This is a genomic window from Flavobacterium rhamnosiphilum (genome assembly GCF_004349195.1).
Taxonomy (GTDB): Bacteria; Bacteroidota; Bacteroidia; order Flavobacteriales; family Flavobacteriaceae; genus Flavobacterium; species Flavobacterium rhamnosiphilum.
In genome coordinates, this window is sequence record NZ_SMLG01000005.1 from 1 (window position 1) to 16,421 (window position 16,421).

At 33.2% G+C, this 16,421-nt stretch carries 16 protein-coding genes; 10 read left to right on the forward strand and 6 right to left on the reverse strand.

Going from position 1 to position 16,421, the window contains the following annotated elements; translation table 11 throughout:
- Positions 1-941: 941 nt before the first annotated feature.
- Positions 942-1,619 carry a DUF4294 domain-containing protein gene (locus tag E0I26_RS07945; RefSeq protein WP_131915962.1) on the reverse strand — a complete coding sequence of 226 codons (678 nt, stop codon included), beginning with the start codon at positions 1,617-1,619 and terminating at the stop codon, positions 942-944.
- A gap of 82 nt (positions 1,620-1,701) precedes the next feature.
- On the opposite strand from E0I26_RS07945, the gene E0I26_RS07950 reads away from it, so the two are divergent.
- The gene (locus E0I26_RS07950; protein WP_131915963.1) at positions 1,702-2,790 is read left to right on the forward strand and encodes a M42 family metallopeptidase; all 1,089 of its coding nucleotides are present in this window, start codon (positions 1,702-1,704) and stop codon (positions 2,788-2,790) included.
- 183 nt (positions 2,791-2,973) lie between these two features.
- On the opposite strand, the gene E0I26_RS07955 is transcribed toward E0I26_RS07950, so the two are convergent.
- Positions 2,974-3,378: an ankyrin repeat domain-containing protein gene (locus E0I26_RS07955; RefSeq protein ID WP_131915964.1), complete on the reverse strand. Its 405-nt coding sequence runs from the start codon at positions 3,376-3,378 to the stop codon at positions 2,974-2,976.
- A 361-nt stretch (positions 3,379-3,739) separates the two neighbouring features.
- Here E0I26_RS07955 and E0I26_RS07960 point away from each other — a divergent pair, with 361 nt between their 5' ends.
- Positions 3,740-4,201 (forward strand): DUF1801 domain-containing protein, encoded by a 462-nt coding sequence (locus E0I26_RS07960; protein WP_131915965.1) that lies wholly within the window; start codon positions 3,740-3,742, stop codon positions 4,199-4,201.
- A gap of 24 nt (positions 4,202-4,225) precedes the next feature.
- Positions 4,226-4,765: an SRPBCC family protein gene (locus tag E0I26_RS07965; RefSeq protein WP_131915966.1), complete on the forward strand. Its 540-nt coding sequence runs from the start codon at positions 4,226-4,228 to the stop codon at positions 4,763-4,765.
- A gap of 72 nt (positions 4,766-4,837) precedes the next feature.
- Here the strand turns inward: E0I26_RS07965 and E0I26_RS07970 are convergent, their stop codons facing one another.
- The 3 genes from E0I26_RS07970 to E0I26_RS07980 form a co-directional block, all read right to left on the reverse strand.
- Positions 4,838-5,791, reverse strand: coding sequence for a phosphoribosylaminoimidazolesuccinocarboxamide synthase (locus tag E0I26_RS07970; protein WP_131915967.1), 954 nt, complete (start codon positions 5,789-5,791; stop codon positions 4,838-4,840).
- Between the two features lie 105 nt (positions 5,792-5,896).
- Positions 5,897-8,245, reverse strand: coding sequence for a S9 family peptidase (locus E0I26_RS07975; protein WP_131915968.1), 2,349 nt, complete (start codon positions 8,243-8,245; stop codon positions 5,897-5,899).
- Positions 8,246-8,307: 62 nt separating this feature from the next.
- On the reverse strand, positions 8,308-9,123 hold the full coding sequence (locus E0I26_RS07980) for a Cof-type HAD-IIB family hydrolase (protein WP_131915969.1): 816 nt from the start codon (positions 9,121-9,123) through the stop codon (positions 8,308-8,310).
- A gap of 238 nt (positions 9,124-9,361) precedes the next feature.
- On the opposite strand from E0I26_RS07980, the gene hmpA reads away from it, so the two are divergent.
- A complete protein-coding gene (gene hmpA / locus E0I26_RS07985; protein ID WP_131915970.1) occupies positions 9,362-10,564 on the forward strand; it encodes an NO-inducible flavohemoprotein in 1,203 nt (400 codons plus the stop codon).
- A gap of 10 nt (positions 10,565-10,574) precedes the next feature.
- Positions 10,575-11,003, forward strand: coding sequence for an RrF2 family transcriptional regulator (locus E0I26_RS07990; RefSeq protein WP_131915971.1), 429 nt, complete (start codon positions 10,575-10,577; stop codon positions 11,001-11,003).
- 86 nt (positions 11,004-11,089) lie between these two features.
- On the opposite strand, the gene E0I26_RS07995 is transcribed toward E0I26_RS07990, so the two are convergent.
- Positions 11,090-12,040 carry a PhoH family protein gene (locus E0I26_RS07995; protein WP_131915972.1) on the reverse strand — a complete coding sequence of 317 codons (951 nt, stop codon included), beginning with the start codon at positions 12,038-12,040 and terminating at the stop codon, positions 11,090-11,092.
- A gap of 182 nt (positions 12,041-12,222) precedes the next feature.
- On the opposite strand from E0I26_RS07995, the gene E0I26_RS08000 reads away from it, so the two are divergent.
- From E0I26_RS08000 to gldG, 5 genes are all read left to right on the forward strand, one after another.
- Positions 12,223-13,050 carry an SAM hydrolase/SAM-dependent halogenase family protein gene (locus tag E0I26_RS08000; RefSeq protein ID WP_131915973.1) on the forward strand — a complete coding sequence of 276 codons (828 nt, stop codon included), beginning with the start codon at positions 12,223-12,225 and terminating at the stop codon, positions 13,048-13,050.
- A 62-nt stretch (positions 13,051-13,112) separates the two neighbouring features.
- The gene (locus tag E0I26_RS08005) at positions 13,113-13,589 is read left to right on the forward strand and encodes a DUF1493 family protein (RefSeq protein WP_165929427.1); all 477 of its coding nucleotides are present in this window, start codon (positions 13,113-13,115) and stop codon (positions 13,587-13,589) included.
- Positions 13,590-13,637: 48 nt separating this feature from the next.
- Entirely contained in the window at positions 13,638-13,934 is a 297-nt protein-coding gene (locus E0I26_RS08010; RefSeq protein ID WP_131915975.1) for a putative quinol monooxygenase, read from the forward strand.
- Positions 13,935-13,987: 53 nt separating this feature from the next.
- Positions 13,988-14,713 (forward strand): gliding motility-associated ABC transporter permease subunit GldF, encoded by a 726-nt coding sequence (gene gldF, locus E0I26_RS08015; RefSeq protein ID WP_131915976.1) that lies wholly within the window; start codon positions 13,988-13,990, stop codon positions 14,711-14,713.
- Entirely contained in the window at positions 14,713-16,398 is a 1,686-nt protein-coding gene (gldG, locus tag E0I26_RS08020) for a gliding motility-associated ABC transporter substrate-binding protein GldG (RefSeq protein WP_205728783.1), read from the forward strand. Before gldF ends, gldG begins: the two co-directional genes overlap by 1 nt.
- Positions 16,399-16,421 lie beyond the last annotated feature (23 nt).

Below are 16,421 nucleotides of genomic sequence, written 5' to 3' on the forward strand. Positions count from 1 at the left end.
CGTTTGCACTTGTTAAAGTGTTTCTCAAAGCGGGTGCAAAAGTGCAACTTCTTTTTTTAACTGACAAGAAATTTTTGAAGTTTTTTTGAAAATTTTTATTTCCGTTTTTCTTCTCTTTTTCTTAGCAGTTTGTCAAGGAACTTCGCTTGTTTTGCGGGGTGCAAATGTAGCGAGCGTTTTCTAATCTCACAAGCTTTTTTGAATCTTTTTTAGAAAATAAATTTTCTTGATTAATTCGTAGTACTTGTCAGTTTGTTAAAGAACGTCTGCGTCATTGCGGGTGCAAAACTAACACCTTTATCCCGTTATTCAAGCTTTTTAACCCCCTTTTTTTGACGTTTTCTTAACTCTCGCTTTAACTCGCTGGAAATATGACTTTTGAAACATAAAGTTTTTTCCTCTCCCCGACCCTCTCCGAAGGAAAGGGAGACGAAATGGGTAAAAAACCGTGGATGTCATTGTATATAGTAATCGTATCGCACCTTTCTTTATTCACCTAATCCTTCTGAATACTCGGAGTTATTGCCGTTTTACTGGCGATGGACTTGCCGTAGTATCTGTAAAGAGTATCTTTAGTTGTCATTATAGTTATGCAAACAAAAAGTTCCATCTCATTCACAATCCATAAAAACTACAAAACAGATCAAATCAAAAGTATGCATGGGTTACCTTAATATAGAGATAAACACACTTTTTCACTTCGCTCCTATATATAAGGTAACAAAATAGATGTTGCTGATGTGATTTCGCCTTCGTCGAAAGAACAAAATCTATGGAATACTAAACCCGCGTTAGGGATAAAAGTGAAAAGCCCACAGTCCCGCTTTTTTTTGGCGGGACGAGGACTTGCAGCGGATAGCCCGACTCATTATATAAAGAGAGGCAACTACCCGCTAAGATAATTGCCTCGCTTTATATTATGAGGAACGCCAAAATGATACTTATTTTTTCAGCTTTTCAGCTCTGGACTCCCAGGAATCAGTTAGATTATCATAATCAACTGGCTTTGCCGGATTCTGATTTTGCAATCTTCCCGAATCAAATGCCCGAACCAAAATCGTTTCTATCAGATAGTCTTCATTGACATCGAAAGGCGTGTATTTAGTTTTTAAATTAATGTCAAACATACTTGCCGCCGTATTGGACCAAAAGGCTTTCCAGCCACTTTTAAGGTTTTTCACCAGCTCGTACGTTGTGGTACCTGTCTGACGATGTATTAACTTCACCAATATTTGACCTTGTTTACGGGAAAGCTTTTTGAGTTTAGCTTCGAATTCATCACTTAAATAATTTTCTACTATCTTAAAGTATCTTTTTTTCTCCTTATTTGTTTTAAGGTTTGCCATTCCTTTATTAAGAATCGTCAATCGCTCCGAAGCAAGTTTTGCATAAGGATAGGTTTTATAAACACGATTTTGAAGGATTAAGAATTGCTTTCTCGCTTCGGGATCCATTTTTACCTTATATATTAACACTTCCGGTAATTGAATGGTATCATTAAGAATGGATTCGTCATCTTCTAACTCATACCCCATCTTTGTGGTATCCTGCGGTATTACCTGTGCATTAACAGATAGAGTTGTAAATAGAAAAAATAACAAAAATTTAATTAGCTTCATATAGGAAAATTTAATTGCCAAAATTATACATTATATACACAACTGTAATGCCAAATTTATAATTTAGCAAAAAAATAATTTTATGAGTACTAAATCAATATTAAACAAGTCATCACTTGAGTTTTTAGAAAACTACCTTAACAATGCCTCGCCTACAGGTTATGAAAGTGGTGGCCAGAAATTATGGATGGATTATTTAAAACCTTATGTTGATACTTTTATAACGGATACCTATGGTACGGCTGTAGGAATTATAAATCCTGACGCTCCATATAAGGTAGTGATTGAAGGCCATGCTGACGAAATTTCATGGTACGTGAATTATATTACGGATGATGGATTAATCTACGTGATAAGAAACGGTGGTTCAGATCATCAAATTGCGCCTTCAAAACGTGTCAATATTCATACTAAAGCAGGAATTGTGAAAGGTGTTTTTGGCTGGCCTGCTATTCATACCCGCAATAGAAGTAAAGAAGAAGTAGCTAAAGTGGACAATCTGTTTATTGACATTGGTTGCGAAACAAAAGAACAGGTTGATAAAATGGGTGTTCATGTAGGTTGTGTGATTACCTATCCTGATGAATTCATGATTTTGAACGACAACAAATTTGTTTGCCGCGCCATTGATAACCGTATGGGTGGATTTATGATTGCCGAAGTAGCTCGTTTGTTACACGAAAACAAAATAAAACTTCCTTTTGGATTGTATATTACCAATTCTGTTCAGGAAGAAGTAGGTCTTCGCGGTGCCGAAATGATTACCAAAACCATCAAACCAAATGTAGCCATTGTAACTGATGTTTGCCATGACTCTACTACTCCAATGATCGAAAAGAAAATTGAAGGAGATACAAAAATTGGTAAAGGTCCTGTAGTTACTTATGCGCCTGCAGTTCAGAATAATTTGAGAGAATTGATTTTAGAAACTGCTTTTGCAAAAGAAATTCCATTCCAGCGATTGGCTTCCTCTCGTGTTACCGGTACGGATACCGATGCTTTTGCGTACAGTAATGGCGGTGTAGCTTCGGCTTTGATATCATTGCCGTTGCGTTATATGCATACCACGGTTGAAATGGTACACCGCGAGGATGTCGAAAACGTGATTAAACTTATATATGAAACGTTACTGAAGCTAGAAAACGACGAAACATTCTCCTATTTCAAATAGTTTTAGGAGCTAATCCCGCTATTCACTAAATCTTTTCCTTTTTAAAGAAAAAAGGAAAAGGATATCGTTTCTATCGGGGCTAAAAAAAAGTAGCAATCCAAAAATCTTATTTTTTACTTTAAAAACAAAAAAGCATCATTGTAAATCCACAATGATGCTTTTTTATTAAATTCAAATTAAACACTAAAGACCGGCTACTGGTTTTGATTCTGATAGTTTCAAAAATGCAGCTGCTTCTTTTGCATTAGATACTTCAGCATATTTTAATGCATTAATACCATTCTCATTTTTCTCTTTTAAACGTGCGCCATTGGCTAATAATAATTTAATAATTTCAACTTTATTATACCTTGCGGCCATCATTAAAGGAGTTAATCCATTTGATTTTTCGTTAACGTCAGCACCGTAATTGATTAATTTTTTTACAATATCAATTTCTCCTTTACTGATTGCAATGCACAAAGGAGTTGCACCTTCATAAATAGAATGACTGATTTCCTTTTGAGTCGAAGAATTGTAATTTGATGCTTGAGAAACAGTTGAAAATGTTACTAAAGCGATTCCTAGGTAAACGATTGATTTTTTCATGATGATTGTTTTTTTTTGTTAATTGATTGATTTTGATGATTCAAATTGCGAACTAATGTTCTATGCAAATATATGTCTAAAAGAAGGTATCTTGTTTTGCAAAGTACTAAAATTTAACACAAAATTAACTTTACGCGTATTAAATAAACTAAAGATTAAATTAAAATATAAATCTTATAAGTTCTTAATATATAGACGATTAATAATTCTAAATGTTACACTATTTACGATATAAATATTTATGCAAAAAAACTAGTTTCAAACATAGATCATGAAACATAGAAAATTATACATTAACAAAAACACAGTTCAAATTATGAATTGCGGTTTTATAATTAACTTTACTAAAACAATTTTTAAAATGCAGTCATCCGCAACATCAATCGAAGCGTATTTAAAAGAAATCCCTGAAGAAAGAAAAAACGCTTTTACCGAACTTCGTGAAACTATTCTTAAAAATATTCCTAAAGGTTTCTCTGAACAAATGTCTTATGGAATGGTGGGCTATATAATTCCACATTCCATTTATCCAAGTGGATATCATTGTGATCCAAAACTCCCTTTACCTTTTGCAGGAATGGCTTCGCAGAAACATTTTATTGCCTTATATCACATGGGAATTTATGCCAATCCCGAATTATTGAAATGGTTTGTCAACGAATATCCTAAACACAGTAAACAAAAACTCGACATGGGAAAAAGCTGTATTCGCTTTAAAAAATGGGATCAAATCCCTTTTGATTTAATTGCAGAACTTATGAGAAAAATGACTGTTGCTGACTGGATCAATTGCTACGAGACACAATTTAAAAAATCAAAATAATTACTAACCTTAATTTTTAAAACCATGAACATTATCAAAAAAATTATCTTAGCCATTGTAGCAATTATTGCTTTGGCTCTTATTCTTGCTTTGTTTACAACAAAAGAATATGCTATAGAAAGAGAAATCACAATCAACAAACCCAAAGACAGTGTTTTCAATTATATTAAATATGTTAAAAATCAAGATCATTTTAGTGTCTGGAATCAGAAAGATCCAAATATGGTTAAAACCTTTTCAGGAAAGGATGGCACGGTAGGATTTGTATATTCTTGGAATAGCAAGAACGAAAATGTAGGTGTTGGTGCGCAGGAAATCAAAAAAATCATTGAAGGAGAACGAATCGATTTTGAATTGCGTTTCAAAGTTCCGATGGAAGCAACTGATATGGCTTATATGACCACCGTAGCAATTTCACCAAATCAAACCAAAGTAAAATGGGGTTTTAATGGAAAAATGCCTTATCCAATGAATTTGATGTTAGTAGTTATGAATATGGATAAAATGATAGGTAAAGATTTAGAAGACGGATTGAATAATCTAAAAATAGTTTTAGAAAAATAGCAGTATTTCCAATAAAAACAAAAAACCGTCTCGTTTTAAAACGAGACGGTTTTTTTATTTGCAAAAAGTATATTATCTATTCGCTAAATAAGCCAAAACATTTTTCTCGATTCTTTCATCAATATTTGAGATATCCGCTTTAACGAACTTCTCCCCTAGAATATTTTCATACAATTCAATATATCTTTCTGAAACCGTTTCAATGTATTCGTCAGTCATATTAGGAATTTGTTGTCCATCCAGTCCTTGAAAACCATTTTCGATTAACCAACGACGAACAAACTCTTTCGATAATTGTTTTTGTTCTTCGCCTTTATCTTGTCTTTCCTGATATCCTTCAGCATAAAAATAACGAGAAGAATCCGGTGTGTGAATTTCATCAATCAAAACAATTACTCCGTCTTTAGTTTTTCCAAATTCATATTTGGTGTCAACCAAAATCAATCCGCGGCTGGCAGCAATTTCAGTTCCTCTTTGAAACAAAGCTCTTGTATATTTTTCTAAAACTAAATAATCTTCTTCAGAAACAATTCCTTTCGATAAAATATCCTCACGAGAAATATCCGCATCATGTTCCCCGTTATCCGCTTTTGTAGTTGGTGTAATAATAGGTTCCGGGAATTTATCGTTTTCTTTCAAACCTTCCGCCATTTTCACTCCGCAAATTTCTCTTTTACCAAGAGCATATTCTCGGGCAGCATGACCTGAAACATAGCCACGAATTACCATTTCTACTTTGAAAGGGTCACATAAATGACCAACAGCCACATTAGGATCAGGAGTTGCAATTAACCAGTTAGGAACAATATCCTGTGTTAATTCCATGAATTTAGTAGCAATTTGGTTTAGAATTTGACCTTTATATGGAATTCCTTTTGGCAAAACTACATCAAAAGCCGAAAGCCTGTCCGTAGCTACCATTACCAAAAGTTCATCATTGATGTTGTAAACTTCTCTTACTTTACCTCTATAAACAGATTTCTGGTTTGGAAAATTAAAATCAGTAGTTGTGATTGTATTGCTCATTATAATAGTTGTGTGTGTTATTTTGTTCCTGCAAATTTAAAACTATTTCATAGAGTTACGCAAAGAAAAGAACGGAACTCTTACATTTTATTTTTATCTCTAAAACTATTTTTTAAGCAACGTATCGTTGAATAAATTTAGGATTCGGCTGTATTCATCAACCCAAGAATAGGTTTCTTTAAAACCGTGTGCTTCGACTGGAAAACTTGATAAACTCCATTTTTTCTTACCCAATTCTATAAAACGCTGAGACAAACGAACAATATCTTTGTATTCTACATTGTCATCTACCATTCCGTGAAGCATCAATAAATCTCCTTCTAAATTATTTGCAAAATAGATTGGAGAACTTTTTTTGTAAGCATCGGGATCCGTTTCCGGGAAATTAAGAATGTTTCCTGTATAGCCATGATTGTAATGTGCCCAATCAGTTACGGAACGCAATGCGGCACCCGAAGCAAACTCTTTAGGAGTCGTCAACATTCCCATCAACGTAATGAAACCTCCGTAAGAACCACCATAAATTCCAACTCTTGAAGCGTCAATTCCATGATTGTCCACTAGATATTTCTTACCGTCAATTTGATCTGTTAAATCTTTTCCGCCCATAAAACGGTAAATTCCCGTTCTAAAATCACGTCCATATCCATCACTGCCTCTATAATCAATATCCAAAACGGTATAGCCTAAATCCACCAATAAATTATGAAACATATATTCTCTATGGTAATTGCTCCAATAGTTATGTGCGTTTTGCAAATAACCAGCGCCATGAACAAACAAGATTGCAGCTTTATTCGCATTGGCGGTTTGTGGTTTATACAATCTGGCATTAACTGGAGTTCCATCTTGCGCCTTGAAAGTAATCACTTCCGGTTCACGCCAAGAATATTCTTTGAAACTTTCCGATGTTGAAGATGTTATCTGATTTAAGTTCGTATTCTTTTTATTAGACGCAACATACAATTCCCAAGGTTTGTTTTTATACGAATAACGAACCAATAATGTACTTTCGTCAGGAGACAAACTCACTTCATGGGCGCCGTCTTTAGTTAAAATAGGCTGCAAAACTGAATTTGCCACTTCCAATTTATAGAAGTTTCTGTTTCCTGGATGCGTAGTCGTTGTGGTTAAATAAAAAGACTTTTTATCTTTTGCCAAACTCACGTTGCGCACTTCCCAATTTCCTTTGGTCAGTTGGGTTTTCTTTTTTGACTTTAAATTATAGATGTACAAATGGGAATAACCTGTTTCTTCCGATTGGAAATAAACGGTTTCATTGTCTCCCAAAAATCCAAGTGTTCCTCTTCCAAAAGAATTCGAAGGGATTCCGGGTCCTCCAATCCAAGCTTCATCATGTTGATGGTCTAATTCCTGAAAAGTTCCTTTTTCTAAATTTAAACTGACAATCCATCGGTCTTTGTTGTCCTGACTTCTGATTTCGGCAATGGCAAAAGATCCATTTTCATTGTAAATAGGTTCCTGAACTACGATTAATTTGTTCTTTTTTTCTGTAGCTTTTGATTTCTCATATAATTCTAAATATTTAGGTGTATCCTGAATGTGGCTTAACGATGAAAAATCTACAAAATAAACAGAATCTTTGACAATGTTATACACTCCAAATTTGGTTGCTACCAAATTATCTACAGAAACTTTTTCCTTAGTATTTTCGATTTGGTTGTAGCCGTCAGCGGTAATGAAAACTTCCATTTTTTCATTCTTACGTTCTGAATCTTCTATTAATCTGAAGGTGGCATAATTTCCTTTTGGATCCACTTTTAAACTTCCAAAAGTATTTTTTCCATAATAATAAGGCTTTGGAAAATCAGATTTTGTGGTTTTTGATTTTGCCAAATTCCATTTTTTCAAAGCTTCCTGATCTCTGATAAATTGAAACAATTCCTCCTGTTGGCTTTTCAAAAAGGACTCTTTTTCAGTTGCACCATCTTCACCTTTTCCTTTTCTGAAATTAGTGATTTGAATGATGGAACCTTCATTGGTATTGAACTGAAACAGGTTTTCATTTTGTCTGAAATAAAGTATTCCAGGCACAGAACCCATTTGCAAATTAGAAATCGGACTGCTTTGTTGATACAGTTTTTTGGATGATTTACTTTTTGCAGCATATGAATACAATCCTCCTTTATCTATGTAATAATACAAATCCGGATTTGCTGTTTTTTTAAAATCTAATTTTGAAAAAGCAGCTTCATTTGGTGACGCTAATTCTGGTTTTGATAATCCGTTTTTCCAAAAATAAGTACTTGTACCCAATTCATTATTTGGATTCCAATCAAAATAAACTTTTTGACCATCTAAAGACCATCTTTCGCTCTCTGGTTGCGCACCAATGAAAGCGTTACCTTTCATGATTTCTTCCAGTTTTAGCGTTTGACTTTGAATTGTTATGGAAAACAAAATACAGATAATAAGGATTATTTTTTTGTTCATTTTACTGTTTTTATTAAAAATGGATTCTAAAATTATTTTCAAAAGTACTTATTTAAAAGCTTTTAATTATTTAATAGTTGCTGGGATATGTATTTTGCAACTCCTTCATTATCATTAGTAGAAATGACTTCTAAATGAGAAAGTCTATCTTTTAAACTTTCAGGTGCATTACCCATAATTAAACCTTTCCCAGAAGATTTAAGCATATTTTCATCATTAAATCCATCTCCAAAAGAAATTGTTTGTTCGAAAACAAAATTCTCTTTTTCCAAAATTTTGGCAATAGCAACACTTTTATCTACCGATTTATCCATAAACTCCAAACAAAAAGGAAGGCTAAAAGCATGGCTAAAATCATCCGGATGTTTTTCTAGAATTTGGTCTCTTAAATCAACTAATTTTTGATGGTTATCATGAGTGAAATAAAATTTTATACTTTCAAAATCTTCCAATGTCTTAAAATCAACAATTTCAGGCAGATATTTGGATTTTTTTTGGTAACTGTTCAGTTTTTCGTTGTTTTTATTAGTCTGCCAGAGGTTTTCCTTGAATAAAATAGTGGTAATCTCGGGATCAATTTGTAAATCAAAAACAGATTTTATAGCATCGCTTTGAATATCAAAAGAAAAAAGAAGCTCTTTTTGAGGCGAATGGATTCTGGCTCCGTTTGAAGTTACCAGATAAACCGGGCAACCCAAGTCTTCTACAATATCTAGTGCATCTAGGTGATGACGGCCAGTAGCAACAATTATTAAATAGTCTTGATTGTGGAGTTCTTGAAAAACAGTTTTGGTATATTGGGATATTTTGTGGTCTGAATTGAGTAAAGTTCCGTCTAAATCGCTAATTACGACTTTAATTTTTTCTGTTGAAATCATTTTTTTTAACTGTCATTTTTAATAATTCCAAATTTATTGCATTTTGAAGAGATATACAACGATTAAAGAAAAGTTTAGTAAAAAACCCATTTCAAAATTATCTCTCCTATTCATTTCCTTTAAGCAAGAATGCGATTTAGATTTTATCCTTATATTTTTAAAAAATTAATTGTTGCATTTTAAATACAACAATTATAAATTGTAGCTATATTTGTAAAAAATTAAATGTGATACTATCATGAATACAATTCAAAAAGAATTAATTAAAGCAACAGTGCCGATTTTAAAATCGAATGGGAATGATTTGATTGCCTACTTTTATCAAAGGATGCTGAAAAACAATCCAGAGTTAAAAAATATTTTTAATATGGCCAATCAAGCCAGCGGAAAACAGCAAAATGCATTAACAGGAGCCGTTCTAGCTTATGCTGAAAATATTGAAAACCCAAGTGTATTGATAAACGTGTTAAAATCAATTGGAAACAAACATGTAAGTTTAAATATTGCGCCAGAACAATACGATATAGTTGGAAGCCATTTAATTGGTTCAATTAAAGAAGTTTTGGGAGATTTAGCCACTGTAGAATTAATTGAAGCATGGACTTGCGCCTATCAAGAATTAGCTCAAATTATGATTGGCCTTGAAGCCGAAATGTATCAGAAAGCCAGCAATAAAAAAGGAGGATGGAAAGGGTGGAGAAACTTTATAATTTCTAAAATTGTTGAAGAAAGCGATGAGATTAAATCATTTTATCTAAAACCGGAAGACAATAAAGATATAGCCGATTTTTATCCGGGACAGTATATTTCCGTGAGTACGTTTATCCCTGAACTAGGTCATAAACAGCCCAGACAATACAGTTTATCTTCAGCTTCCAATAATGAATTTTATAGAATTTCGGTAAAAAAAGAAAAAGGAATAAACAGCACTCCTAACGGAATTGTTTCCAATACACTGCATAATAAAAAAGAAGGTGACAGTATTGAGGTCAGTGCTCCCGCCGGTGTTTTTTATGCCGATCCTGATTCTAAAACCCCACTGGTTCTTGTAAGTGGTGGTGTTGGAATCACTCCTATGATGAGTATGATTGAGACCAATAAAAACTCACTTCAAAAAAACAGAACGGTATGGATTCATAGCTGTCGTAACGAAAATGTTCACGCTTTTAAAGAAACTATTCAAGAGTTAAATGATGAAAACACATGGCTGACTTCATTTGTTTTTTATGAAACTTTACCCGAATCAGAAACAAATGCTATTGAAGGTAGAGTGAATTTACTCGAAATCAAAGAAGAAATTCTTATTAAGGATGCAAAATATTATATTTGCGGACCTGCTCTTTTTATAAAAGTTCAATATCAATCCTTAGTTGAACTTGGAGTCAACAAAGAAAATATACTTTATGAAGAATTTGGTCCCCAATTATTAAGCCTTAATTAATAAAACTCTTATGAAATTGAATCACTTTACTGATTTTAGTATGCGCGTTTTGATGTATTTAGATCAAAAAAAAGAAACTCCTTTAAGTTCTTTAGACGAGTTAGCTGCTGCTTTCAAAATCTCGAGAAACCATCTCATTAAAGTGGTTCAATTCTTATCAGCAAATCAGTTAATCCATACTAAAAGAGGTAAAAATGGTGGAATCATAATTTCTGACAAAGCAAGAGAAATACCATTAGGGGATTTGATTCACCTTTTGGAACAAGATGATAGTCCTGTTGTAAATTGTAATTCAAAACCTTGTGTTTTTCAATCCCAAAATTGCAAATTAAAATCATTATTCAATACCGCTTATCTCGCTTTTCTTGAGAGTCTAAATAAATCCAAACTTTCCGATCTGGAATTTAATAATTGGAATGCTATGTTTCAAACCATATAAAATTTGAAAAGCATTTATATTATCCTCTTTTCAAAATAGAAAAATTCATAAAAAAAACGCCCTTTAAATAAAGGGCGTTTTTTGTTTTAATCGTTATTCTCAATCTGTTTGTATGCATCAATCACTTTTTTGACCAATCGGTGTCTTACAATGTCTTTGTCATCCAGATAAATAATCCCAATTCCATCAACATCTTTTAAAACCAACAAAGCTTCTTTAAGACCTGAAATGGTTCTTCGTGGTAAATCGACCTGACCGGGATCACCTGTAATCATGAATTTAGCACTTTTCCCCATACGCGTTAAGAACATTTTCATTTGGGAATGCGTAGTATTTTGGGCTTCATCCAAAATTACAAAAGCATTATCCAACGTTCTTCCACGCATGAATGCCAATGGCGCGATCTGGATAATTCCCTTTAAAATATAATCTTCCAATTTTTCGTTCGGTAACATATCGCGTAAAGCATCGTAAAGAGGTTGCATATAAGGATCTAGTTTTTCCTTCATATCGCCTGGCAAAAAACCAAGGTTCTCCCCTGCTTCTACCGCTGGACGAGTGAGTATGATACGCTTGACTTCTTTTTCTTTCAATGCTTTTACAGCCATGGCAACTCCAGTATAGGTCTTACCTGTTCCTGCAGGTCCAACGGCAAAAACCATATCATTTTTTCCCATAGTGTCCACCAACAATTGTTGATTGGGCGTCATAGGTTTGATGATTTTTCCTCCTACTCCGTGTACTAAAATTTTATCATGTCCCAAGGCTCTTCTCTCGTCTTGACCGTCACTTAGAATAACACGTTCAATAACATTGTCATCAATAGTGTTGTAACGTGTAAAGTGAAGCATTAACCGCTGAAAACGTTTTTCGAACTCGTCTAAAACCTCTTTTTCTCCAAAAGCTTTTAAAGTTGTTCCCCGAGCGACAATCTTCAATTTTGGGTAGTATTTTTTAATTGTTTCAAGATGAGTGTCTTGAGCGCCCCAAAAGTCTTTTGGAGCGATGTCTATGAGCTCGATTATTCTTTCGTTCAAATGAGGTAGTTTTAAATTAGAATTAATTTTTTTATAAATCAATTGGCTGTCGGGTATATTTCTTGTTTTTAAATAGAAATTGTTTTTTGTTTTTCGTTTTTTGAGTTTACTATTATTAGCTTTGCACTTCTCAAATTTAATAAAATTAGGTTTACATAACACCAATAGTTATAAACAAATTTATGTCAATAATTACCCTAACTACCGATTATGGCTTGAAAGATCACTTTGTAGGTGCGTTGAAAGGGAAAATTTTGTCTGAGTATTCCGAGGCAACAACTATTGACATTTCACATGATATTGACCCATTCAACACAGTAGAAGCAAGTTACATTATTGGAGCATCGTATGCGAGCTTTCCAAAAGGTACGGTTCATCTTGTAGGAGTGGATATGGAATCGAACAAAGAGAATCAACATATTGTGATGCAATGGAACGATCATTATTTTATTGCCGCCGATAATGGGATTTTAAGTATGCTTTCGCAAAAAATTGTTCCGCAAAAAATGGTGGCAATTAATATTCACGATCGTTTGCCAAGCGAAGCTACTGATCTGGATGTATTTGTAAAAGTAGCCTGCCATTTAGCCAAGGGTGGTTTAATGAACGTCATTGGTAAAGAAATAAATACGATTAAGCAAGTGACCAATCTGCAAGCCACTATTTCGGATGATGGGAATTCATTAAAAGGTCATGTGATTTATATTGATCATTTTGGGAATGTAATTACCAATGTTTCTAAAAAATATTTTATCGAAGTTGCCAAAGGAAGACCGTATGAAATTGTTTTGAAAACCAAAAATATTAAAACAATTTTGCCCAATTATTCCGCAATTGCGAGTTCTGAAAAATATCCGATTAAATCTTACGAAGGAGAAAAATTAGCTATTTTCAACGAAGCCGGTTTTCTTGAAATCGCCATTTTCAGAAGCAATCCATCCAAAGTAGGTTCAGCGAATAGCTTGCTGGGGTTGAATTATAGAGATGTAATAAATATAGTATTCAGTTAAATATTTTTTGATTTTTGATTGAAGATTAACGATTTATGATTTCAGATGTAAAGCAACATAATATGAAAACAATTATAAAAATAAGGTTTAAAGATTTAAAACAGAATTATCTTGAAGTACAACAATTTCTTGAAGAAAAATCTGGCGAAAAAAAAATATGCAATAAATCAAAAGTAGCAAATGATTTAAGTCTTTGGGGAGATGATAATTATGATATGTTAGAAGATTTTATTACAAAATATAATTTAGATTTTTCTGGTTTTAATTATGGTGAACATTTCGAAAGTGAAGGAGAAATGTTTGGTCCTTTAAACTTCTTATTCGGTTTTGTGTTTACTATTTTATATATTTTAAAATATGTCCTATTTCTAACTGTTGCATTATTTTCAAAAAAACATTCTAAAGAAATAAATGATTTTAAATTTCACATTGAAGAAAATAAAATTGAAAAGAAAGACTTAACAATGGGGGATTTAATCGCTTCCAAAGTACAAGGAAAGTTCAATTTAAGAGAAAATGTCAAATTTGTTTTTAACTAATTGCAAAATCTAAAATCATCAATCGCTAATCATAAATCTAAAATCAAAATGTTTGTACGAATAGTAAAATTGAGTTTTCACGAGGAAAATATTCCCGCTTTTTTAGAAAACTTCGAGTTAATGAAAGATAAAATTCGAAATGCACCTGGAAATCGTTTCTTAGAATTGTATCAGGATAAAAATAACAAAAGTATTTTCTTTACTTACAGTTATTGGGAAACCGAAGCCGATTTAGAAAATTACAGGAATTCCGAACTTTTTTACGATGTTTGGACATTCACCAAGAAATTATTCAACGACAAACCAGAGGCTTGGAGCGTGGATAAATTAGTAAGTTTAAAGTAATTAGTTTCAGTTTCAAATAAACGAATACACAAATAAACGAATAAACATAAAGAATGAAATCAATAGTACTACGAGAGATAAAATCCTTTTTCGGTTCGCCCATAGGCTACTTAGTTATTGCCATTTTCCTAATTATTAACGGATTGTTTCTTTGGGTTTTCGAAGGAGATTATAATATTTTGAATACTGGATTTTCTGATTTGACTCCATTTTTCACATTGGCGCCATGGATTTTGATATTCTTGATTCCTGCCGTAACGATGCGCAGTTTTTCGGATGAAAAAAAACAAGGAACGTTAGAATTATTACTGACGAAACCGTTGAGTATTTGGCAAATTGTAAACGGAAAATTTCTTGGAGCTTTGCTTTTAATTGTAATGGCGATTATCCCAACATTCATTTATGTAGCCGTTATTTCCAGTTTAGGAATACCGGAAGGCAATATCGATATGGGAAGCACAATTGGTTCTTATTTTGGATTATTATTCCTGATTGCTGCCTATTCAGCCATTGGAATATTCACTTCAACGCTCTCTGATAATCAAATTGTGGCTTTCATTGTTGCGGTATTTTTATGTTTTTTCTTCTATTTTGGATTTGAAGGTTTAGCTTCTGTTATTCCCAATATGTCTTCCATAATCGCCTCTTTAGGAATGCAAGATCATTTCAAAAGTATGAGTCGTGGCGTATTAGACACAAGAGATATTCTTTATTTTACAAGCATAACCGTTGTCTTTCTTTCATTTACTGTTTATAATCTAAAATCTTTCAAATCGTAATGATACCTATTAAAAACAAAAATCTAAAAAACGTATTGTTCACCATTGTTATTTTGCTGATCGCAAATGGCATTGGAAATCACTTTTTCCATCGTTTTGATTTAACAAAAGATAAAAGATACACGCTTTCCCCTACTTCTTTAAACATCATTAAGCAAGTTCAAAATCCTTTGTCTATAAAAGTATATATGCAAGGCGATTTACCGGCTGAATTCAAACGTTTACAACAAGAAACAAAACAATTACTGGAAGAATTTCAGGCGTATAATACCAATATTGTTTTTGAATTCGTAGATCCATTGGAGAACGAAGACGCAAGCATGGACAATATTAAAGATTTGTATCGAAAAGGGCTTACGCCAATAAACATAACCGTTGACGACAAAGGAAAGCAATCCCAAGCGATGGTTTTTCCTTGGGCGATTGCAGTTTATGACAATAAGGAAGTTAATATTCCATTGTTGAAAAACATTATGGGCGCGACAACTACCCAAAAAGTGATTGGATCTGTTCAGCATTTGGAATACTCAATCGCCGAAGCTTTGAATAAAGTCACCAAAGCAAAGCAAAAGAAAATCGCTGTTATCAAAGGAAATGGAGAATTGCAAGATATTTTGATGGCTAAATTTCTTTTGCAAGTACGCGAAAGTTATCATATCGGCCCATTTACATTAGACTCGGTTGCCAAAAGTCCAATAGAAAGTCTACAGGCTTTAGAAAAATATGACTTGGCTGTTATTGCTAAACCTACTGAAACATTTACTGATGCGGAGAAACAGGTTTTGGATCAATTTATCATCAACGGAGGAAAAACATTGTGGTTGATTGACCAAGTTTCGGCAGAAATGGATAGTTTGTACGATTCATCCGGAGCCACTTTGGCCTATCCAAAAGATTTGAATTTGAATGATATGTTCTTTAAATACGGAATCCGAATCAACCCTGATTTAGTAAAAGACGAACAAGGAAGTCCCATAAAACTAGCAACCGGAGAACAAGGAAGTGCCACTCAATTTCAGGAATTTAATTGGAAGTTTGCACCACAGGTGTATCCAAACAGTTTGCATCCGATTGTGAAAAATTTAGGCGGAATCAAATTTGATTTTGCAAATCCTATCGATACCTTGAAAAACGGAATTAAGAAAACCATTCTGTTGCAATCGTCTCAATATTCGAAGAAGATAGGAACTCCAACAGAGATCAACCTGAATAGTGTTGCCGAAGAAACTTCGCCAAATGATTACTTGAACAAAGGAAAGATTCCATTATCGGTTTTATTAGAAGGTTCGTTTCATTCCATGTTTGAAAACCGAGTTTTGCCATTTGAACAAAAAACATTTCAACCAACAGGGAAAGAGAACAAAATGATTGTTATTTCTGATGGGGATTTGATAAAAAACCAATTGGATAAAAACTTTCAACCGGTAGAATTGGGTTATGACCAAAGGTCTGGAAATTTGTATGATAATAAAGATTTCCTGATAAATTGCGTCAATTATCTATTGGATGATACCGGACTTATTAACATTCGAAGCAAAGATCTTGATTTACCTTTATTGGATAAAGAAAAAGTTTATGAAAACTATACCCGAACACAAATCCTAACTATCGGGCTTCCAATTCTTATTTTGGTCCTTTTTGGTGTCGTATTTACTTTCCTTCGAAAAAGAAAATACAGCAAATAGATGTTAATAAAAAAGTTTCCAAA

Excerpts from the sequence above, each read along its gene's own strand:
- E0I26_RS07945 (WP_131915962.1), bottom strand. The coding sequence starts at position 1,619 with ATGAAGCTAATTAAATTTTTGTTATTTTTTCTATTTACAACTCTATCT.
- E0I26_RS07950 (WP_131915963.1), top strand. The coding sequence starts at position 1,702 with ATGAGTACTAAATCAATATTAAACAAGTCATCACTTGAGTTTTTAGAA.
- E0I26_RS07955 (WP_131915964.1), bottom strand. The coding sequence starts at position 3,378 with ATGAAAAAATCAATCGTTTACCTAGGAATCGCTTTAGTAACATTTTCA.
- E0I26_RS07960 (WP_131915965.1), top strand. The coding sequence starts at position 3,740 with ATGCAGTCATCCGCAACATCAATCGAAGCGTATTTAAAAGAAATCCCT.
- E0I26_RS07965 (WP_131915966.1), top strand. The coding sequence starts at position 4,226 with ATGAACATTATCAAAAAAATTATCTTAGCCATTGTAGCAATTATTGCT.
- E0I26_RS07970 (WP_131915967.1), bottom strand. The coding sequence starts at position 5,791 with ATGAGCAATACAATCACAACTACTGATTTTAATTTTCCAAACCAGAAA.
- E0I26_RS07975 (WP_131915968.1), bottom strand. The coding sequence starts at position 8,245 with ATGAACAAAAAAATAATCCTTATTATCTGTATTTTGTTTTCCATAACA.
- E0I26_RS07980 (WP_131915969.1), bottom strand. The coding sequence starts at position 9,123 with ATGATTTCAACAGAAAAAATTAAAGTCGTAATTAGCGATTTAGACGGA.
- hmpA (WP_131915970.1), top strand. The coding sequence starts at position 9,362 with ATGAATACAATTCAAAAAGAATTAATTAAAGCAACAGTGCCGATTTTA.
- E0I26_RS07990 (WP_131915971.1), top strand. The coding sequence starts at position 10,575 with ATGAAATTGAATCACTTTACTGATTTTAGTATGCGCGTTTTGATGTAT.
- E0I26_RS08000 (WP_131915973.1), top strand. The coding sequence starts at position 12,223 with ATGTCAATAATTACCCTAACTACCGATTATGGCTTGAAAGATCACTTT.
- E0I26_RS08005 (WP_165929427.1), top strand. The coding sequence starts at position 13,113 with ATGAAAACAATTATAAAAATAAGGTTTAAAGATTTAAAACAGAATTAT.
- E0I26_RS08010 (WP_131915975.1), top strand. The coding sequence starts at position 13,638 with ATGTTTGTACGAATAGTAAAATTGAGTTTTCACGAGGAAAATATTCCC.
- gldF (WP_131915976.1), top strand. The coding sequence starts at position 13,988 with ATGAAATCAATAGTACTACGAGAGATAAAATCCTTTTTCGGTTCGCCC.
- gldG (WP_205728783.1), top strand. The coding sequence starts at position 14,713 with ATGATACCTATTAAAAACAAAAATCTAAAAAACGTATTGTTCACCATT.